The organism is Bacillus sp. FSL M7-0791, assembly GCF_038627085.1.
Lineage (GTDB): Bacteria > Bacillota > Bacilli > Bacillales > Bacillaceae > Bacillus > Bacillus safensis.
In genome coordinates this window covers 3,387,010-3,405,540 of sequence record NZ_CP152022.1, presented here as the reverse complement: position 1 = coordinate 3,405,540, position 18,531 = coordinate 3,387,010, and the positions used below count along the sequence as shown (strand labels likewise).

Below are 18,531 nucleotides of genomic sequence, written 5' to 3'. Positions count from 1 at the left end.
AAATGAGTTATTCGCAAAAAAGTAAAATTTAAAGAGACTATTGATCTAGAATTGTATGGATCTTTGGTATTGATAAAAAATATCACACACTATAGATTTAGCGTGGTATAGTATTATTGTTATTGCGAATATTTAGACAAAACTGACAATGGGGGTCGTGTTTTATGAAGAAATCGATGTTATTGATCATGGGACTAATTGTTGTGCTTGTCATGGCAGCCTGTGGATCAAAATCGGACAGTGGTTCGGGAGAAGGCAAAGGCACATATAAAATTGGGATAGATACAACTTATCCGCCATTTGAATTTGAAAAGGGCGGTAAATATGAAGGGATAGACGTTGATTTAATTAATGCAATCGCGAAAGACCAAGGTTTCAAAGTGAAGCTTGAAGCCATGGACTTCTCAGGCATCATTCCAGCGATGCAGGCAGGACAGCTTGATGTTGGAATGGGCGGAATGAGTATTACAGATGAGCGTAAGAAGAAAGTAGATTTCTCAGATCCTTACTTCGACGCTGGACTGACAGTTGTTGTGAAAAAGGACAGCAGCATCAAATCTATTAATGATTTAAAGGGGAAAAAGCTAGCTGTTAAAAACGGGACGACTGGTGCAAAATTCGCATCTGATAACGCTGATAAATATGGGTATGAAGTCGTTCAATTTAATGACAGCCCATCTATGTTCCAGGAAGTATCAAACGGAAATGCAGATGCCTTAATTGAGGATTATCCTGTCATTACGTATGCGATCGCACAACAAGATTTAAAATTGAAAACAGTTGGAGACCGCTTGAATGGAGACCAGTATGGTATCTCTGTCATGAAGGGGAAAAACCAAGACCTATTGAAGAAGATCAATAAAGGCCTTGAGAACCTAAAGAAAAACGGTGAATATGACAAAATTATTGATAAATATTTGAAGTCATAACACAAGCGAGGCGCGCTCCGAGCGCGCTTTCTTTATGTGTCAGCCGTATGTGAATTAGGGAGGGAGAAACATGGATACTATTATTAATGCATTTCCGTATTTAATGGATGGTTTGCAAACCACTTTATATATCTTTGTTGTTGCCATCATTTTAGGGTTTATCATCGGGTTAATTGTGGCATTATTCCGTCTGTCACCATTTAAAATCTTAAATTTCATCGCACTCGTTTTTGTGAATGCCATTCGAGGTACACCATTTATTGTACAGCTATTCTTCATTTATTTTGGTTTGAATACACTTGAATTCATTTCGCTTGATCGAGTGCCTGCAGGAATGATTACAGTAGCGATTAATGCAGGGGCTTATTTCTCAGAAATTATTCGTGCAGGGATTCAGTCTATTGATAAAGGACAAACAGAAGCTGCGCGCTCTTTAGGCTTTACAGGGGGGCAAAACATGCGCTTTATCGTCCTTCCGCAGGCATTCCGCCGAATGCTCCCAGCGATTACAAACCAGGCCATCATCAGCTTGAAGGATACATCTCTCTTATCTATTATCGGGATTGCCGATATTATGCAGCGAGGACAAGTTCAAGCATCGGCTACATTTGATCCTTTGAATGTCTGGCTTATTGTCGGTGTCATTTATTTCGTGATCATTTATTTACTTTCTCTACTGGCTAGCTACGCAGAAAGGAGATTTGATATCAAATGAGTATGATTACGGTGAAAAACTTAAAGAAATCTTTTGGCGATCACGAAGTGTTAAAGGATATTAACGCAGTCATCGAGGAAAAGGAAGTAGTGTGTGTCATTGGTCCTTCTGGATCAGGGAAAAGCACGTTTCTAAGATGCCTCAATAAATTAGAAGATATCACGGCTGGAGAAGTCGTTGTCCACGGACACACGATTACAGACCCAAAAGTGAATATCAATAAAGTACGACAAGAAGTAGGCATGGTGTTTCAGCACTTTAATTTATTCCCTCATAAAACAGTTTTAGAAAATATCACGATTGCACCGATCAAGGTAAAAGGCATCGAGAAGAAGGCAGCAGTCGAAAAAGCGTTAAACTTGCTTGAAAAAGTCGGCTTAAAAGACAAAGCTCAAAGCTTTCCTAATCAATTATCTGGTGGACAAAAACAGCGTGTCGCCATTGCAAGAGCCTTGGCAATGGACCCGAAAGTACTATTATTCGATGAGCCGACATCGGCTCTTGATCCTGAGGTTGTGGGGGATGTATTAGCTGTAATGAAACAATTAGCTGTCGAAGGCATGACAATGATTGTGGTTACACATGAAATGGGCTTTGCAAGAGAAGTAGGAGATCGTGTCATCTTTATGGATGGCGGATATATTGTCGAGGAAGACAAACCGGAAGCTCTCTTTGGGAACCCGCAGCATGAGCGTACAAAATCATTTCTTAGTAAAGTGTTATAAAAAAAGAGTAAGGGCATGTATATGCTCTTACTCTTTTCTTTATGAATAAATGGAGAGATTTAGCGGCCCCATTTCCTAGGAAATATTAGCGCTGGAAGAATTCGATCCATTCTTGGTCTGGTCCTCTGAAAAAGAAGTAACAATATCCATTTGGTAATGTCGTGATTTCTTCATCAATTAATTCAATTTGCAGTTTTTGAATACGATTGAATTCAGCATGAATATTGTCTGTTGTGAAAGCGAGATGATGGACCTTCCCTTCAGATGGCAGGTCACTGCTGTAGCCTTGGATGAGCTCAATTTCCGTTTCGGTTTCATCTTTAAAACCGAGAAAGGCAAGCTCAATCACTCCATTTGTATGAGTGATGCGGTCCTTTAATTTCATGCCCACCACTTTTTCATAAAAATCAATCGACTGATCAATATTCGAAACCATAATACCTGTATGATCTAAGCGTAATGTCGTCAAACGAAGTGCCTCCTCTATGTCATGTTGATATTTTTCTCCTCATCTTATCATAATAGAAGTAACGTATACATTCATATGGTAGGATAGAGAGAGTCAATTTAGGATAAGGATGACACAAATGAAAAAAATCTCATTAAAACAAACATTTGCGGAGCAAGTGAAAAAAGGATATCCGCTCATTTCCAAAGATGCAGTATCGCATGTGAACGGTGTACGGGAAGGCGAGCTCATTGAATGGGTAGATGAGCGAGGCGCTTTTTTAGGAAAAGGGTATTATGGTGTACAAAATAAAGGAATCGGCTGGCTCCTAACCTTTGATGCGAACGAAAAAATAGATCAAGCTTTCTTTGACTCTAGGCTTGAGCAGGCGGCGAAAAGCAGAACGCATTTATTTCGTGATGCACAGACGACTGCTTTCCGCGTCTTCAACGGAGAGGGTGATGGAATTGGCGGCGTCACGATTGATCATTATGACGGATTCTACCTCATCCAATGGTATAGCGAAGGAGTCTATACATTAAAGGAAGATGTATTGGCTGCACTTGAGCACGTATATCCAGACTATAAAGGCATTTATGAAAAGAAACGATTTGATACGTCTGGACAGTATATAGAAGATGATGATTTTGTGAAGGGAGAGAAAGGTGAATTTCCTCTCATTGTGAAAGAAAACGGCATGAACGTAGCAGTTTACTTAAATGACGGTGCGATGACAGGCATTTTCCTTGATCAGCGTCATGTGAGAAAAGCGATCCGAGACCGTTATGCAAAAGGAAAGACTGTGCTCAATACGTTTTCTTACACAGGCGCTTTCTCAGTGGCAGCTGCGCTTGGTGGAGCGAGCCGTACGACAAGTGTGGATGTTGCAAACCGCAGCTTGAAAAAAACATCTGAGCAGTTTGAAGTCAATGGTATTGATGTGGACGGGCAGGATATCAAAGTCATGGATGTCTTTAAATATTTTCCGTTTGCAGCGAAAAAAGGCTGGACCTATGATCTCGTCATCTTAGACCCGCCTTCCTTTGCACGAACGAAAAAGCACACATTCAGTGCGGCGAAGGATTATAAGAAGCTATTAAAAGAAGCCATCCAAATTACAGCTGAGAACGGCGTCATTGTGGCATCAACGAATAGCAGTGCATTTGGCATGAAGAAATTTAAAGGGTTTATTGCACAGGCTTTTAAAGAATCAGGGCAAACCTATCGGATACTTGAAGAATATACCCTTCCTGAAGATTTCCGTACAACGAAGAATTATCCTGAAGGGAACTATTTAAAGGTTGTTTTCATACAAGCATAAGAAAAAGCCATTTCCGATAAGGAATGGCTTTTTTCTATAAGGCAAACGACATAAGGATAGGCGCTGCACATAATGTAATAATGGCTGAAATAATCATCGATACACTTGAGATCGTCCCTGAGACGGAGCTCATTTCAAAGGCCTTCGATGTTCCTGCACCGTGTGCACCTGTTCCAAGCAGGACGCCCATGGCAATGTCATTATCGATGCGGAAATAACGGATCACCATTGGACCGATAATCGATCCAAACAGTGCGGTTAAAATGACAAATACGGCCGTAACGGACGGCATGCCGCCGATCATTTCTGACACACTCATCGCTACAGGTGTTGTGACCGATCTTGGGACAAGGCTCTCAATAAGGCCAGTGTCCAGATGAAACAACTTGGCGATAAATGCCGTTGATAAGATCGCAATGACAGAGCCGCAAGCCACATTCAAAATAATTTCCACTGCATGCTTCTTCAGGATATGAAAATACTTATATAAAGGAATGGCAAAAGCAACAGTCGCAGGCTGCAGCATATTCGTGAGCCATTTCCCGCCTTGATTATAAGCATCGTAAGGAATGTTGACAATTAACAGCAAGACGACAAGGACAAGCGGAGTGACAAGTAACGGTGAGACATAAACCTTAGGATGCCGTTTGTACACCGCTTTTGATCCGAGATATAAAAGAACTGTTAAAATCAGAAATAGTCCGCCAACTAACATAGCTTTTTCCGCTCCTTTCGTTTCGCAATCATTTGCGTCATGATACCAGTTGAGAGCATAACCACAAACGTACTAATTAAGACGACAAGGACAATACTTGTGCCAGATTGAGAAAGCAGTTTTCCATAATCAATGACACCAACTGCTGATGGAATAAAGAAAAGCAGCAGTTCTCCGAGCAGCCATACGGCGCCAAGTTCTATCCATTTTAATTGAATGATCTTAAAATGAAGTAATAAGAAAATGACAAGAATGCCTAAGATCGTGCCCGGAATTCTTAAATGCAAAAAGGCCGCCAGCACATTCATGAATTTCGCAAAAATAAACAAGGCCATAATCTGAAGGGCAGCAATGAGCGGCGTTTTGAGCAATTTCACTTTCTGTTCACTCCTTTTTCTATATAAATTGTTCAGTGTTTCACAAAAACATGACAACGTTCCAAGTGATGAGCTTACTTTAAAGTGTACAGCACGTTCAGTTATAGGTAAAATACATATATCGAATAGTAATTATTCCTTTTGTCTATAGGAAGGATGAAGCATGTGGACATCAGACATTTAACATATTTTTTAGAAGTGGCAAGGTTAAAGAGCTTCACGAAAGCATCGCAGTCCCTTTACGTATCGCAGCCGACCATTTCCAAGATGGTCAAAAACCTGGAGGATGAGCTGGGGGTCCAGTTGTTTTACCGCAATGGCCGGCAGGTTGAAATGACAGATGCTGGCCAAACCATGTATACACAGGCGAGTGAAATCACACAGTCATTTCAGAATTTAACGAGCGAATTAAATGATTTAATGAATGTGAAAAAAGGGCATATTCGAATCGGACTGCCGCCGATGATTGGGTCAAGTTTCTTCCCGAATGTCATGGGGGAATTCCGTCAGCAATATCCAGATGTCACATTTCAATTGGTTGAGCACGGCTCTATTAAGGTAGAAGAAGGAGTTGAGGATGGGTCGCTTGATATTGGTGTCATTGTTCTGCCTGCAAATGATAAAATTTTTCATACGTACACCATTATTAAAGAGAACATGAAGCTCGTGACGCATCCATCCCATCCGATGGCTGGTCGTGAGGAAGTACATTTAGCTGATTTAAGGGAAGAGTCTTTTATTTTCTTTAGAGAAGATTTTGTTCTGCACAGCCGGATTTTGAATGAATGTATGAATGCGGGATTTCGGCCAAATGTCATTTATGAAACGTCTCAGTGGGATTTCATTAGTGAAATGGTAGCTGAAAACTTAGGGATTGGACTTCTGCCAGAACGAATCTGCCGTGATCTTGATCCCGAAAAGGTAAAGGTCATTTCCCTAAACCCGTCGATTCCGTGGCATTTAGGTGTCATTTGGCGAAAGGACCGCTATTTGTCGTTTGCGGCAAGAGAATGGTTAAAGCATACGAAATCCTACGTGTGGGATGCAGAGTAAAAGGGAGGACGATACGGATGAAAACAAGCTGCGCGTCTCATTTATTGGAGAGGGTTAGAGAAAAAAATCCACTCGTTCATAATATCACCAATCAAGTCGTGACGAATTTTACAGCGAATGGACTGCTTGCTTTAGGTGCTTCGCCAGTCATGGCAAACGCCAAAGAAGAAGTGGCTGAAATGGCGCAATTAGCGGATGCACTTGTGCTTAATATTGGCACACTGACCAGAGAGACGGTGGAAGCTATGATACTCGCTGGACAAGCCGCCAATGAAAAAGGTGTACCTGTTTTGTTAGATCCTGTCGGCGTCGGTGCGACAACGTTTCGAGCGAATGCCGCTAAACAGCTGTTAAAGAAAGTGAAAATGACCGTTGTCAGAGGAAATGCTGCTGAAGTGGCTCATTTACTTGGAGTGGATGGCTGGGAGTCAAAAGGCGTTGATGCGAAAGCGGCGAATGGAGATGTATCGGCATTAGCCAAACAAGCGTCTATTGCACTTCAGACAATAGTGGTAATCACAGGAAAAGTCGATGTGGTGTCAGATGGAGATGAGGTGCTGTCCATTCATAATGGACATGAATGGCTCACCAAGGTGACGGGAACCGGCTGTTTGCTGACGTCAGTCATCGGGGCATTTTGTGCAGCAGGTGAACAGCCGCTTCATGCGTCGGCCGCTGCATTGCTGTTTTATGGTGTCGCCGCTGAAAGGGCAGCTCTGAGCGCAAAGGATAAAGGACCGGGAACTTTTCAAATGGAATTGTTAAACGCACTATCACACACAACCGGTGAAGATGTGCTGACACTAGGGAAAATAGGGGGAGTTTCACATGACAAAGGCTGAGCAACAGCAAATCAAACAGCAATTATCGGTTTATTTTATTATGGGCACAGCGAATACAACGAGGCAGCCGCTTGATGTTGTGAAAGAGGCCATTCAAGGCGGAATCACCATGTTTCAATTTCGTGAAAAGGGTGAAAAGGCTTTGCAGAGTGATGAGAAGAAACAATTGGCTCGTCAAATTCAAGCGCTTTGCCAAGAAGCAAAAGTTCCTTTTATTGTGAATGATGATGTACAGCTAGCGATTGATCTTGATGCAGATGGCGTTCATGTTGGACAGGAAGACACAAATGCAAAAGACGTCAGAGAAAGGATCGGGAATAAAATATTAGGCGTGTCGACGCATAACCTAGACGAAGTAAAACAAGCCATGAAGGACGGAGCAGATTATGTCGGGATGGGCCCAGTCTATCCAACAGAAACGAAAAAGGATACACGCAGTGTCCAGGGTGTGTCTTTGATCACTGAAGTCCGCCGTCATGGCCTTCAGATTCCGATTGTAGGTATCGGAGGGATCACATACGATAACGCTGCACCAGTGATACAAGCTGGGGCAGACGGTATAAGCATCATTAGTGTTATTAGCCAGAGCGCCGATCCAAAAAAAGCAGCAGAAGAGCTGAAATCACTTGTTGTAGCAGAAAAAGCATCTCTTTAATCTGAAGGAGACATGGATGGAATCAATTCATGTCTTTTCTTATGCCGGGGAAAATAGACAGGATAGAAACAATTGTGTACAATCACGTTAGTTCGATTGTTTTCGAAATGACAGGTAAATAAAGGAGAATGAACATGGAAGTGCTCGATACGTATTTTCGCCGGTATGATGAAGCAGGAAAAGGGCAGGAGCAGCTGGATGAATTGCTGGCATTGTTTTCTGAAGATGTCATGATTGTCTTAAATGGCGCACAAAAGCCTGGTATCCAAGCATTCACACAGTTTTTGAACACATTTTTCCACGTGCATGAAGACATTAAGCATATGTGGGATGGGTGGATGAAAAGAGAAGATGGAAAGTATGAAACAAACTGGGCCGTTTGCGGAAAGCTTTCGGATGGCCGTGTTTATACAGCAGAAGGAATTGATATCGCAGAGCTGGACGACCAAGGGAAGATCGTTTATTTAGAAAACGTTCCGAAAAACCCAGAGTTATTCCAGCGCTATTAAAAAGCAGGCTGAGCAGCCGGCTTTTTTATTTATCTATAGAATATGCTTCAATGGCTTCTTGAGCAGATGTTTCTTTATCAAAAATGCATTATCATAGGTTTCGTCTGGAAAGCCTTGTTCGACTTTTTCCTTCACTTTACGGCGGTTTTTAGCTTTTACCAAGACAATTCGTTCTTCAAAGATTTTATCAGGTATACTGCTTGGCGTTGAGATGGATTCAAATAATAATTTTGCAGAATAAATCCTTTGCATATGTCATCCCACTTCTTTCATGTCGTTTTAAATAATTTCCAGTATGTGTATAACATGATAACATAGGAATGACATCTTGCAGGGGATACATAACTATAAATAGATTCATTACGGGGAGGGATAGGAATGAAGAGTGTGGTGGATAACAGAGGGGAAGTTCATGAAATTCTGTTAATCATTATTACATGCTGCTCTCTAATCACGTTTAGAAGGATGGCCAGATTAGAGAAGTATAAAAATAAATTAAAAAGCCAATTTATACCTTACTGAGACTTGAACAGAAGATCACAAATACAGCCGGCTGAGCAGCCGGCTTTTCCTTATGAATCAGTATCCATATGCATGCCTGTATGTGCCTTTACTTGAATTTCCGTAAAGGTGTCTTCATCTGCTTTTTCAGAAGAGAATATCGTGCCTAAGTAGGCGGCAAGGAATCCGAGTGGAATCGAGATAATCCCAGGGTTCGACAGCGGGATGAGCGGCTCTCCTGTGAAGATGGCTGCTCCTGACGGGTCCCAGACGCTTGGGCTGAGCGAGACAATGATCAGTGCGCTCAGAAGGCCTGTTAAGCTTCCTGCGATGGCACCCGTAGAGTTAAATCGTTTCCAAAAAACAGTGAAGATAATCAAAGGTAAGTTCGCACTTGCCGCCACTGCGAAGGCAAGAGACACAAGAAAAGCGACGTTTAAGGACTGGGCAAATAATGCAAGAATGATAGAGAGGATCGCCACGCCGATTGAAGCAAAGCGCGCCGCCTTCACCTGCTCCCGTTCACTCGCTTTTCCTTTGCGGATAATCTGACTATAAAAATCATGCGCAAAGGCAGACGCGGCGGATAGGACGAGACCAGTTACCACCGCCAAAATAGTCGCAAAGGCAATAGCGGAAACAAAGGCAAATAACAAATCTCCTCCAAGAGCTTGGGCGAGCAGTGGAGCGGCCATATTCCCTGCTGCATCTGCTGCCGTGATCGCTTCTGTTCCCACAAAGGCAGCAGCACCGAAGCCAAGGAAAACCGTCATTAAATAAAAAATCCCGATGATCCAAGTAGCAGAAAGAACCGATTTTCGCGCAGAAATCGCATCCTTTACCGTATAAAAACGGATCAAAATGTGCGGCAAACCTGCTGTCCCAAGCACTAAGGCGAGGTTAAGAGACAGGGTTTCTAAAGGCACATCATATTTATTTCCCGGGTGAAGAAACGATTCACCAAGCGGGGTTGCAGTTTTCATCTGTTCAAACATCTTCAGCAGGCTAAAATCAAATTTTGCAAACACAAGCAGAGAAATAATTAATGTCCCAAGCATGAGAAGCACAGCCTTTGTGATCTGTACCCAGCTGGTCGCAATCATGCCACCAAACACGACATAAATGGTCATCAGGACACCTACGATCAGTACAGCGATCCAGTAATCAATGCCAAGAAGCAGCTTGATTAATGCACCTGCTCCAACGAGCTGTGCAATCATATAAAAAGTGGAAACTGTAATGGTATTAAAGGCGGCAACCCCTCGAATAGCAGGGCGCTTAAATCGTGCAGCGATCATATCGGCCATCGTATATTTCCCCAGATTTCGAAGCGGTTCAGCCACAACGTAAAGAACGACAAGATATGCTACTAGAAAACCAATGCTATAGAAAAAGCCGTCAAATCCGTTTAACGCGATCATTCCAGCAATCCCTAAAAATGATGCAGCAGACATATAGTCTCCAGCAATGGCAAGGCCGTTTTGAAACCCAGTCAGACCTCCGCCTGCTGTGTAAAAATCACTCGCATTGCTTGTTTTTTTCGCAGCAAAATATGTGATGACCAATGTGAGTCCTACGATCGCTACGAACAAAATAAAAGCGGTCATGCTCATTCGTCATCACCTCTTGATTCAGTTTTTAAAGCGCTTACATAATTGTCGAACTTAGCTGCTTTTTTCGCATAAAGTCCACATAAAACCCAGGTCATGACAAATTGTGTGAGGGCGAATAACCAAGCCCATGAGATCGCGCCAATTGCCGGCGTGTTCAAAAAGGTGAAGTAGGATGTAGCAACCGGAAGTGAAAAGTAAAAGAGAAAAAAGAAAATCGTCATCGGTACGATAAATCTGCGTTTTTCCTCAAGAAGTTTTCGAAAATCCTCTGAAGCGGCAACCTTCTTATAATGAACTTTTTTGTCTGCCATTGTTTCCTCCTTTGTACGAATTAGGGACAAGGTACTCCAATGCATATGAGACGATCTGGCTGTTTATGACAGTATATCATAAAAAAGGCACCCGAAAAGGGTGCTTTCTATCGATAATTTGCAAGAAATGTTTGTCTCGCTTTTTCATATGTTTCTGCGTCAAAATGATCTCCGCATTGATGAATACACCAAGGCTCTTCTTGTTTTGCAATCCCAACTTCATAGCCCTTCTGAGTGAATTCAAAGGACTGCGAGACATCATAAAAATGAAAGCCGTCAAAGAGGTCCTCACGCCACCTCACATCGTATTGTGTTGCCATGAATAGACCATCAATGGCTGCAGCTTTGATATAATCTTGCGCTTCGGGCTGCTGACGGTCTCTTTCAAACGAAAGCAGCTGATAGGTGTCGTGACGATATTCAATGACTTTTCCCCTGCAATCAGAACTCTCCCACCAAATTCCATTGTTAGGCACGTTTTCTGCTCCAATCACGCCAACCAGGCCAAGTGATGGATTTTGTAAAAAAAGCGGGATGAGTTCAAGCAGCATATGCTGTTTGACAATCAAGGTATCCTGATGAAGATAAATTTTAAACTGAGCTGGATGAGTGATGGCTTCATTGTATGCAGAGGTCATACTTGATGCATGTCTGATTGGTAAGACCTCCACATGGTATCCATGAGGAGCCGGAAGTGAAGCCAGCTGCCGGAAGCAAGCTTGAAACATCGATTCATCATTCACACATAAAACAAACAGAATCGTCGGATTACTCATGAAATGGAACCGCCTCGACCACATATTGATAGGCTGTAGCAGACTCGTGAAAATCAGAACGAATGCCGTGTTTCATGAGTAATTCATGTAGATCATTCAACACGCTTGCATAGGAAGGATGCTGTACGCGAATGGCCTCGAATTCGCGAATGCGAAAACCCGCTGAATGAAAGAGTGCATGTATTTCATGAAGGGTGAAGAAACGTAAATGTGTTTGATCCATTAACCCTGCATCTGTATAAGTAAATCTGCCGGCCAGTAATTCTAAAACCGTTGAAATGTGGCCGATATTTGGAATAGATGACAGGATGGCACCCTCTTTTTTAAGGAAGGGTTTCACCTTTTTTAAAACGGCCCAAGGGTCCAATAAATGCTCGAGGACGTCTCCGAAAATAATGCAGTCAAATTGTTCATGTTGATAAGGGAGAGCCATCTGTTCAATATTTCCGCAGAGAACATGATCCAGCTCTTGCTTAGCCTCTTTTGCTGCATCTTCAAATGACTCAATGCCATAAATGGTCCGGCCCTTTTGTTTCAGGACTTTTCCAAGCTTGCCTGTGCCGCATCCGATATCCAATAAAGACGTCCATTCCGCGCGAATACGGCTGACGATGACCGGGTTTACCCCATGATAATACTGATCCTTTTTTTGGTGATAATACGAAAGGGAATCTGAACTCACGCTCTACCCACCTTTCTCTTTCTCGTTGTTTTCATGCTTAATATATGGGAGAGCAGCTTGGTTTTATAACGAGAGAAGGACAATTTTCATGAATGGCGGCTAAAAAGGGATCATATAAAGAACAGGAAATGGACTGTCCTCCTAATATAGAAAGACAGAACCCCATTGAGTGAAGGGATTGGTATGGAGAGGTGTTCAATTATTGTAGCGTATCGTCATGAAAGGATTTTCAAAAGGTCAATTGACAGGTCAGAACTTATAGCCAAAGCAGTCTGAAAGACAAAGGATAACGGCGTTGATTTACGGTTTGTTTATCATCTTCTGATCACCGTTGGATGTTAAAAAAGCTTGTATTTCTTCGATGCCTAGTCCAATTTTTTTCGCTTCCTGAATCAAATAAACCCACTCTTCGTCAACTCTTCTTTTCACTTGCGTATCCATAATATCCTCCAGTTCAATAAGACATATTCACTGCAACCAATGACTTGAACAAACCGTCTAGTAACTGTACGTGTGGTTGAAAACAGCGCAAAATAAATTTTGTCGAAAAATGATGACATTTAACCTATTTTGTAAAATCTATCACCTACCACGTCCCTAAAAAAATGACTAAAAAACCCATAAATATTGAAATCTTACTTCTAATAATAAACAATTGTAAAGTCAGTTGAAAGATTATAAATTAAAATAATGATAAAGACCTAAAACATTTGACTCATATAAACCAATTGCTTTGACATTTGCCATCGAGTAGAACAAATTTCATCTTTGCAGGACATACATATTGTTCGTTTGGGAAGTTCTTCTCAAGATGGTATTCTAAAAGAAACAGAAACCACCAAGAAGGAATGAAGAAAGACATGTATAGCCTTTTTCAAAAGTATCAAGAAGTTGTCATGTATCTTGTGATGGGTGTGTGTACAACCATTGTCAATATCGTCAGCTTCTATTTATTCGTTGAGATGTTTTCCATGGATTACAAAACAGCTACGGTTGTTTCATGGGTATTTGCTGTTCTCTTTGCTTATATCACCAATAAGAAGTATGTCTTCAAGCAAAAGGCTCGTGACACAAAAAGCCTCATGCGTGAGCTTTCTTCATTTTTTAGTGTCCGTCTCATGTCTCTAGGTGTAGATCTGGGGCTGATGATTTTATTTGTGAGCCAAATGGCGCTCAATGAAACCGTCGCAAAAATTCTCGTCAACTTTGTGATTGTGGTGGTCAATTATGTCGCCAGTAAGTGGTTCGTCTTCAAGAAAACAAAAGAAGATGCGATTTAACACATAAAAAAAGATAGGTGATGTGAAATGAGCAGCAGGCCAGACGACTTATATGATGCCATATATCAACAAACAGAAAAGCAGCATGAACAAGTGCTGAGGCTAGTCAAAGAAATGACCGCACATCCAGAAGCGTTTTCGGAACAAGAAAAGGAAAAGATCAACCGAATGGACATTGCGCTTCAAACGGCAGCGGACATCTTAGAAAATTTAATGACCCCTGATACGCAAATGACCATTGTTTTAAGACAAGGGAGAATTCATGTTGACCTGTCAAAAGCGTAAAAGAAGCAGCCTATGATGCAGCGGCTGCTTTTTATTATGCATCGCTTGTTTCCCGCAGTTGCTTTGGAGACATGCCGATTTTCTTTCGAAAGACTTTATTCAAGTAATTCGCATTTCGGTAGCCGCACTGTATGGCGATTTCTTCAATCGAGTATTTCGTTGTTTTTAGTAATGTTTCCGCCTTTTCTAACCGGATATTGGTTAAGTAGTGAATAGGTGTGAAGCCAGTGGCCTTTTTGAATTCTCTCGTAAAATGACTTTTGGATAAACGTGCCGCAGCTGCCATATCGTCTGGGCCAATTTCCTCGTGAAAATGATGGCTGGCAAACAAGGCCGCTTGGACGATGGGCTCAGGCCATTTCTCCATTTGTCCCTCAAGCTTTGGCAAATATGAATACAGTTCCATGACAAATTGATAAGCAAGGCTAGACCCCTCAAATGGATTGGTAATCCGTCTTTCACTGGCTTCATCATAAATTTTCTTCAGCAGGCGGATCGGTTTGGAATGAGGATGAAAACGCATGACCTGCTTTCCTTGATCTATAAATTGGTCAAAGCAAAGATCGCAGGCTTCCCCATAAAGCGTCAAATAGAGAAATTCCCAATGCTCACTGTCCTCTGGAAAATAATATTGATAGGCACTAGGGCTTTTCACAAGAAAGGCCTGCCCCGGCAAGACTTTAAACCGCTTCTGTCCGATTTCAATCATGCCATGTCCAGACAGTGTGAGCTGAAAGATGCACTTGCCCTGATCCTTCCGCTCCACGCCATTCCAGCTGTATAACGAAGATGATTGAACCTCCCAGCCAACAGACCATATTTGTGCCGGCAATGTAACATCAGAATGGTGAAAACGAAATGCAAATGCTTCCTTCTTCAAATTGGAAAACCTCCTTCACAGCAAAAAACAACCTTTTTCTATTTTGAATCATGGTACACCTCATATCACATCGTACCATTCACAGCAAAAAAAGGGTATTTTTTAACGATTTTTTTACCATTGAACATACGCAGTTCAGGCAACTAAAATAAGAGTATCAGAAGAGAAAAGGGGAATGGATATGATCGATATGTTACGCACGGCATTTCACCAGCAATTTGGGGATAGAGAAGAAGAACTTCGCTATTTTTTTGCCCCGGGAAGAGTGAACTTGATTGGTGAACATACAGATTACAATGGAGGTCATGTATTCCCTTGTGCGCTCACTCTCGGTACATATGCAGCATGTGCAAAGCGGACAGATGGCCGCGTGAGAATGTATTCCTTGAACTTTGATGGCGATGGTGTGAAAGAATTCGACCTTTTTGAAATCGCTTACTTAGAATCGGATGGCTGGGCGAATTATCCGAAGGGTGTGTTCCATCAGTTTATCGAAGCAGGGATGAAGATAGAAGAAGGCTTTGACATTGTATACGGCGGCAATATTCCCAATGGCGCAGGCCTGTCTTCCTCTGCCTCGATTGAGCTTGTCACCGCCGTCTTCATCAATGAATGGCATTCATTCGGCGTTTCAAATGCCCGTCTTGCCCTCCTTTCGCAGCGTGCAGAAAATGAATTTATTGGCGTCAATTGCGGCATCATGGATCAGTTTTCAATTGCTCTTGGAAAAGAAGATCACGCCATTTTGCTCAATTGCGATACCCTTGATTTTCAATACAGTCCGTTTCGGCAAGAGGGACTGGCGCTTGTCATTGCCAATACAAACAAAAAGCGGACACTGGCAGACTCCAAATACAATGAACGCCGGTCAGAGTGTCAATCAGCTTTAAACGATTTACGAAAAGAAATCGATCTTGCCCACTTATGTGAGCTCACGGCAGATGAATTTGCCGAACATGCCCATTTGATTCAGGATGAAACATGCCACAAACGTGCAAGACACGTAGTAACAGAAAACGAGCGGACCATAAAAGCAGTCAAATTTCTGAAAGATGATAAAATGGGAGAAATAGGTGCGCTTATGAAGTCTTCTCATCTTTCTTTAAAGAATGATTATGAAGTGACTGGATTTGAACTAGATACACTTGCAGAAGCCGCTTGGCTCCATCCTGGAACGATTGGCTCCCGGATGACGGGCGCGGGTTTTGGCGGCTGCACGATCAGTATTGTGAAAGAAAAGCAGCTGGCATCATTTATAAAAGAAACGGGTGCGATTTATCAAGAGAAGACGGGCATTCAAGCCTCTTTTTACACAGCTGGAATTGGAGGCGGCGCAAGAGAACTTACGAAGGAGGAAGTATAATGACGATTTTAGTGTGCGGGGGAGCAGGATACATTGGCAGCCATGCGGTAGCGGCTCTTTTAGCGAAAGGTGAACAAGTGGTGGTAGTGGATAATTTGCAGACAGGCCACAAAGAAGCTGTTTTGGAGGGAGCTGTTTTAGAAGAGGGAGATTTACGAGATCAAGATTTTTTAAGACAGGTTTTCAAAACACATCAAATAGAAGCGGTGATGCACTTTGCCGCAGATTCACTTGTCGGCGAGAGTGTAACAGACCCGCTAAAGTACTATGACAACAACGTTGGAGGAGCGACAGCCTTACTTCAGGTGATGAATGAATTTGATGTGAAACACATCGTTTTCTCTTCAACCGCTGCCACATATGGTGAACCAAAGCGAGTGCCGATCGTTGAAACGGATGAGACGAATCCAACCAATCCTTATGGAGAAACGAAACTGGCCATTGAAAAAATGCTGAAGTGGTCTGAGCAGGCATATGGAATGAAATACGTTGTGCTTCGTTACTTTAATGTAGCTGGCGCTCATACAGAAGGACTTGTCGGAGAGGATCATCAGCCTGAGACACATCTCATTCCGATTATTCTGCAAGTGGCTTTAGGAAAACGAGATCAGATCATGATTTACGGTGATGATTATGAGACAGAGGATGGTACGTGTATTAGGGATTACATTCATGTCATGGATTTAGTAGACGCGCACATCTTAGCTGTTGATCGTCTGCGCGCTGGAAAAGAAAGTGCAACATATAACTTAGGGAATGGCACTGGTTTCTCCGTGAAGCAGGTAGTAGATGCTGTTAGAAACGTCACGGGGCATGCGATCCCAGCACAGGTGGCTGACAGACGTGCGGGGGATCCAGCAAAGCTGATAGCTTCTTCTGAAAAAGCGCTGCAAGAATTAGGGTGGACACCTCAATATGCTGACCTTCACACCATCATTCAAAGTGCGTGGGATTGGTTTCAGAAGCATCCAGACGGCTACCAGAGTAAATAACGCATAACAGGCAGGCAAGAGAGGGGACAGAGAGAATGGCGGTTGATATTTTTGAAAAACTGGAACAGCTGATTCAATACGGGATCAATCATGAGCTGATCACACGACTAGATATCGATTATACGAGAAATCGGCTGCTAGAGGTGCTTGGGCTGGATGAAGCTGAGCTAAGAACAGTCTCAGGGGAGGCGGAGCTTGAAGACATCTTAATGCCGATGCTGGATTGGGCAGCTGAGACTGGCCTTATCCCTGAGGGGACGGATACGTATCGCGATTTACTAGATGCGAAAATCATGGGATGCTTGGTGGCGCCTCCAAGTGTCATCTACGCAAAGTTTGAAGAGAAACGCCAGCATGAAGGGCCAGAGGCGGCTACAAGCTGGTTCTATGAAATGCAGCAGCACGCACACTATATTCATACAGGCAGAATCGCCAAAAATGTGCAGTGGTTTACACCAACAGATGATGGCGTGCTGGAGATCACAATTAATCTATCAAAGCCGGAAAAGGACCCAAAAGCAATCGCTGAAGCCAAAAAGCTTAGTCAAAAGCAATATCCTCTTTGTCTCCTTTGTAAAGAAAACGTTGGGTTTGGGGGGCGGATCAACCATCCAGCGAGACAGAATCACCGGATTATTCCTGTGACACTCACAGATGAATCTTGGTTTCTACAATTTTCACCTTATGTGTATTACAACGAGCACTGCATTGTGTTCAAAGGCGAACATGAGCCGATGAGCATCTCCAAAAAGACCTTTGAACGATTGCTTTCTTTCATATATATATACCCGCACTATTTCATCGGATCGAACGCCGACCTTCCGATTGTCGGGGGCAGTATATTAAGTCATGACCATTTTCAGGGCGGTGCGCATGAATTTCCGATGGCGAAAGCGGAGGTGGAAGAGGTCTTTTCTCTGAATGCCTTTCCGAATGTGAGGGCTGGCATTGTGAAATGGCCGATGTCTGTCATCCGGCTTCGAAGCAGCGACCGGCAGACGCTTGCAGACGCCGCAGACTTTATCTTAACCAAGTGGAAAATGTATTCAGATGAAGAAGTGGAGCTGCTAGCTCATACTGGAGAGACGCCGCATAATACCATTACACCCATTGCACGCCGCCATGGCGATGACTATGAATTAGATCTAGTGCTGCGCAATAATCGTACAAACAAGCGGCACCCGGATGGAATTTTCCACCCGCACGAAGAAGTCCATCATATTAAAAAAGAGAATATCGGATTAATTGAAGTGATGGGTCTTGCCGTTCTTCCTGGTAGATTAGCAGAGGAATTAAGCCAATTAAAAGAAGCGCTCTTATCCAAAAACCCCCTTGAAGAAATCAAAGCCCGCCCTGCTATCACAAAACACGAAACATGGGCAAAACGTCTGCTTGAAGAGAACACCTTTACAGAGGACAATACAGAAGCCATTTTACAAAAAGAAGTCGGTATGATTTTTTCTCGTATTCTCTCACAGGCGGGTGTGTTTAAAAGAACTGAGCAAGGGAAAACAGCTTTTAAACGTTTCATTCATACACTCATATAGGCAGGTGATTAG

At 42.7% G+C, this 18,531-nt stretch carries 23 protein-coding genes; 13 read left to right on the top strand and 10 right to left on the bottom strand.

The genetic code is table 11. The features are described from left to right. Positions 1–164: 164 nt before the first annotated feature. The 3 genes from MHI08_RS17530 (at position 165) to MHI08_RS17520 (ending at position 2,369) form a co-directional block, all read left to right on the top strand. Positions 165–929 carry a transporter substrate-binding domain-containing protein gene (locus tag MHI08_RS17530; RefSeq protein ID WP_024423857.1) on the top strand — a complete coding sequence of 255 codons (765 nt, stop codon included), beginning with the start codon at positions 165–167 and terminating at the stop codon, positions 927–929. Between the two features lie 70 nt (positions 930–999). Further along, positions 1,000–1,644: an amino acid ABC transporter permease gene (locus tag MHI08_RS17525; RefSeq protein WP_197202521.1), complete on the top strand. Its 645-nt coding sequence runs from the start codon at positions 1,000–1,002 to the stop codon at positions 1,642–1,644. Further along, positions 1,641–2,369 carry an amino acid ABC transporter ATP-binding protein gene (locus MHI08_RS17520; RefSeq protein ID WP_342499824.1) on the top strand — a complete coding sequence of 243 codons (729 nt, stop codon included), beginning with the start codon at positions 1,641–1,643 and terminating at the stop codon, positions 2,367–2,369. Before MHI08_RS17525 ends, MHI08_RS17520 begins: the two co-directional genes overlap by 4 nt. 85 nt (positions 2,370–2,454) lie before the next feature. Here the strand turns inward: MHI08_RS17520 and MHI08_RS17515 are convergent, their stop codons facing one another. Then, positions 2,455–2,838: a VOC family protein gene (locus tag MHI08_RS17515; RefSeq protein WP_024423854.1), complete on the bottom strand. Its 384-nt coding sequence runs from the start codon at positions 2,836–2,838 to the stop codon at positions 2,455–2,457. 118 nt (positions 2,839–2,956) lie between these two features. Between MHI08_RS17515 and MHI08_RS17510 the strand changes: the two genes are divergently transcribed. Continuing rightward, complete coding sequence (locus MHI08_RS17510; RefSeq protein ID WP_342499823.1) at positions 2,957–4,138, top strand: class I SAM-dependent rRNA methyltransferase; 1,182 nt, start codon at positions 2,957–2,959, stop codon at positions 4,136–4,138. A 34-nt stretch (positions 4,139–4,172) separates the two neighbouring features. On the opposite strand, the gene MHI08_RS17505 is transcribed toward MHI08_RS17510, so the two are convergent. After that, positions 4,173–4,853, bottom strand: coding sequence for a CidB/LrgB family autolysis modulator (locus MHI08_RS17505; RefSeq protein WP_024423852.1), 681 nt, complete (start codon positions 4,851–4,853; stop codon positions 4,173–4,175). Then, on the bottom strand, positions 4,847–5,230 hold the full coding sequence (locus tag MHI08_RS17500; RefSeq protein ID WP_024423851.1) for a CidA/LrgA family holin-like protein: 384 nt from the start codon (positions 5,228–5,230) through the stop codon (positions 4,847–4,849). Before MHI08_RS17500 ends, MHI08_RS17505 begins: the two co-directional genes overlap by 7 nt. Before the next feature lie 165 nt (positions 5,231–5,395). On the opposite strand from MHI08_RS17500, the gene MHI08_RS17495 reads away from it, so the two are divergent. The 4 genes from MHI08_RS17495 to MHI08_RS17480 all read left to right on the top strand — a co-directional run bounded on the left by MHI08_RS17495 (position 5,396) and on the right by MHI08_RS17480 (position 8,289). Continuing rightward, positions 5,396–6,283 (top strand): LysR family transcriptional regulator, encoded by an 888-nt coding sequence (locus tag MHI08_RS17495; protein WP_039182411.1) that lies wholly within the window; start codon positions 5,396–5,398, stop codon positions 6,281–6,283. Between the two features lie 17 nt (positions 6,284–6,300). Continuing rightward, positions 6,301–7,125 carry a hydroxyethylthiazole kinase gene (thiM, locus tag MHI08_RS17490; RefSeq protein ID WP_202738476.1) on the top strand — a complete coding sequence of 275 codons (825 nt, stop codon included), beginning with the start codon at positions 6,301–6,303 and terminating at the stop codon, positions 7,123–7,125. Next, positions 7,112–7,780, top strand: coding sequence for a thiamine phosphate synthase (gene thiE / locus MHI08_RS17485; protein ID WP_342499822.1), 669 nt, complete (start codon positions 7,112–7,114; stop codon positions 7,778–7,780). Before thiM ends, thiE begins: the two co-directional genes overlap by 14 nt. A gap of 134 nt (positions 7,781–7,914) precedes the next feature. Continuing rightward, complete coding sequence (locus tag MHI08_RS17480) at positions 7,915–8,289, top strand: nuclear transport factor 2 family protein (RefSeq protein ID WP_218676760.1); 375 nt, start codon at positions 7,915–7,917, stop codon at positions 8,287–8,289. A gap of 33 nt (positions 8,290–8,322) precedes the next feature. Here the strand turns inward: MHI08_RS17480 and MHI08_RS17475 are convergent, their stop codons facing one another. The 6 genes from MHI08_RS17475 to MHI08_RS17450 form a co-directional block, all read right to left on the bottom strand. Next, a complete protein-coding gene (locus MHI08_RS17475; RefSeq protein WP_056765440.1) occupies positions 8,323–8,541 on the bottom strand; it encodes a DUF4288 domain-containing protein in 219 nt (72 codons plus the stop codon). Between the two features lie 320 nt (positions 8,542–8,861). After that, on the bottom strand, positions 8,862–10,403 hold the full coding sequence (locus MHI08_RS17470) for a cation acetate symporter (protein WP_024423846.1): 1,542 nt from the start codon (positions 10,401–10,403) through the stop codon (positions 8,862–8,864). Then, complete coding sequence (locus MHI08_RS17465) at positions 10,400–10,714, bottom strand: DUF485 domain-containing protein (RefSeq protein WP_024423845.1); 315 nt, start codon at positions 10,712–10,714, stop codon at positions 10,400–10,402. The genes MHI08_RS17470 and MHI08_RS17465 overlap by 4 nt, the downstream gene beginning before the upstream one ends. Before the next feature lie 107 nt (positions 10,715–10,821). Continuing rightward, entirely contained in the window at positions 10,822–11,490 is a 669-nt protein-coding gene (locus MHI08_RS17460) for a glycosyltransferase family protein (protein ID WP_342499821.1), read from the bottom strand. Beyond that, positions 11,483–12,172, bottom strand: coding sequence for a class I SAM-dependent methyltransferase (locus MHI08_RS17455; RefSeq protein WP_024426430.1), 690 nt, complete (start codon positions 12,170–12,172; stop codon positions 11,483–11,485). Before MHI08_RS17455 ends, MHI08_RS17460 begins: the two co-directional genes overlap by 8 nt. Before the next feature lie 300 nt (positions 12,173–12,472). Next, the gene (locus MHI08_RS17450) at positions 12,473–12,613 is read right to left on the bottom strand and encodes an anti-repressor SinI family protein (protein ID WP_008345506.1); all 141 of its coding nucleotides are present in this window, start codon (positions 12,611–12,613) and stop codon (positions 12,473–12,475) included. Positions 12,614–13,068: 455 nt separating this feature from the next. Between MHI08_RS17450 and MHI08_RS17445 the strand changes: the two genes are divergently transcribed. Then, positions 13,069–13,452: a GtrA family protein gene (locus tag MHI08_RS17445; RefSeq protein ID WP_012011676.1), complete on the top strand. Its 384-nt coding sequence runs from the start codon at positions 13,069–13,071 to the stop codon at positions 13,450–13,452. Between the two features lie 27 nt (positions 13,453–13,479). Then, the gene (locus tag MHI08_RS17440) at positions 13,480–13,737 is read left to right on the top strand and encodes a hypothetical protein (RefSeq protein WP_135031470.1); all 258 of its coding nucleotides are present in this window, start codon (positions 13,480–13,482) and stop codon (positions 13,735–13,737) included. A gap of 34 nt (positions 13,738–13,771) precedes the next feature. Here MHI08_RS17440 and MHI08_RS17435 read toward each other — a convergent pair whose 3' ends face one another. Further along, positions 13,772–14,617, bottom strand: coding sequence for an AraC family transcriptional regulator (locus MHI08_RS17435; protein WP_024423841.1), 846 nt, complete (start codon positions 14,615–14,617; stop codon positions 13,772–13,774). Between the two features lie 175 nt (positions 14,618–14,792). On the opposite strand from MHI08_RS17435, the gene MHI08_RS17430 reads away from it, so the two are divergent. From MHI08_RS17430 to galT, 3 genes are read left to right on the top strand one after another with little or no spacing between them, the layout of a single operon-like run. Further along, the gene (locus MHI08_RS17430) at positions 14,793–15,980 is read left to right on the top strand and encodes a galactokinase (protein WP_342499820.1); all 1,188 of its coding nucleotides are present in this window, start codon (positions 14,793–14,795) and stop codon (positions 15,978–15,980) included. Continuing rightward, complete coding sequence (galE, locus tag MHI08_RS17425; protein ID WP_034621905.1) at positions 15,980–16,972, top strand: UDP-glucose 4-epimerase GalE; 993 nt, start codon at positions 15,980–15,982, stop codon at positions 16,970–16,972. Before MHI08_RS17430 ends, galE begins: the two co-directional genes overlap by 1 nt. 35 nt (positions 16,973–17,007) lie before the next feature. Continuing rightward, entirely contained in the window at positions 17,008–18,519 is a 1,512-nt protein-coding gene (galT, locus tag MHI08_RS17420) for a UDP-glucose--hexose-1-phosphate uridylyltransferase (RefSeq protein ID WP_342499819.1), read from the top strand. Positions 18,520–18,531: the final 12 nt, after the last annotated feature.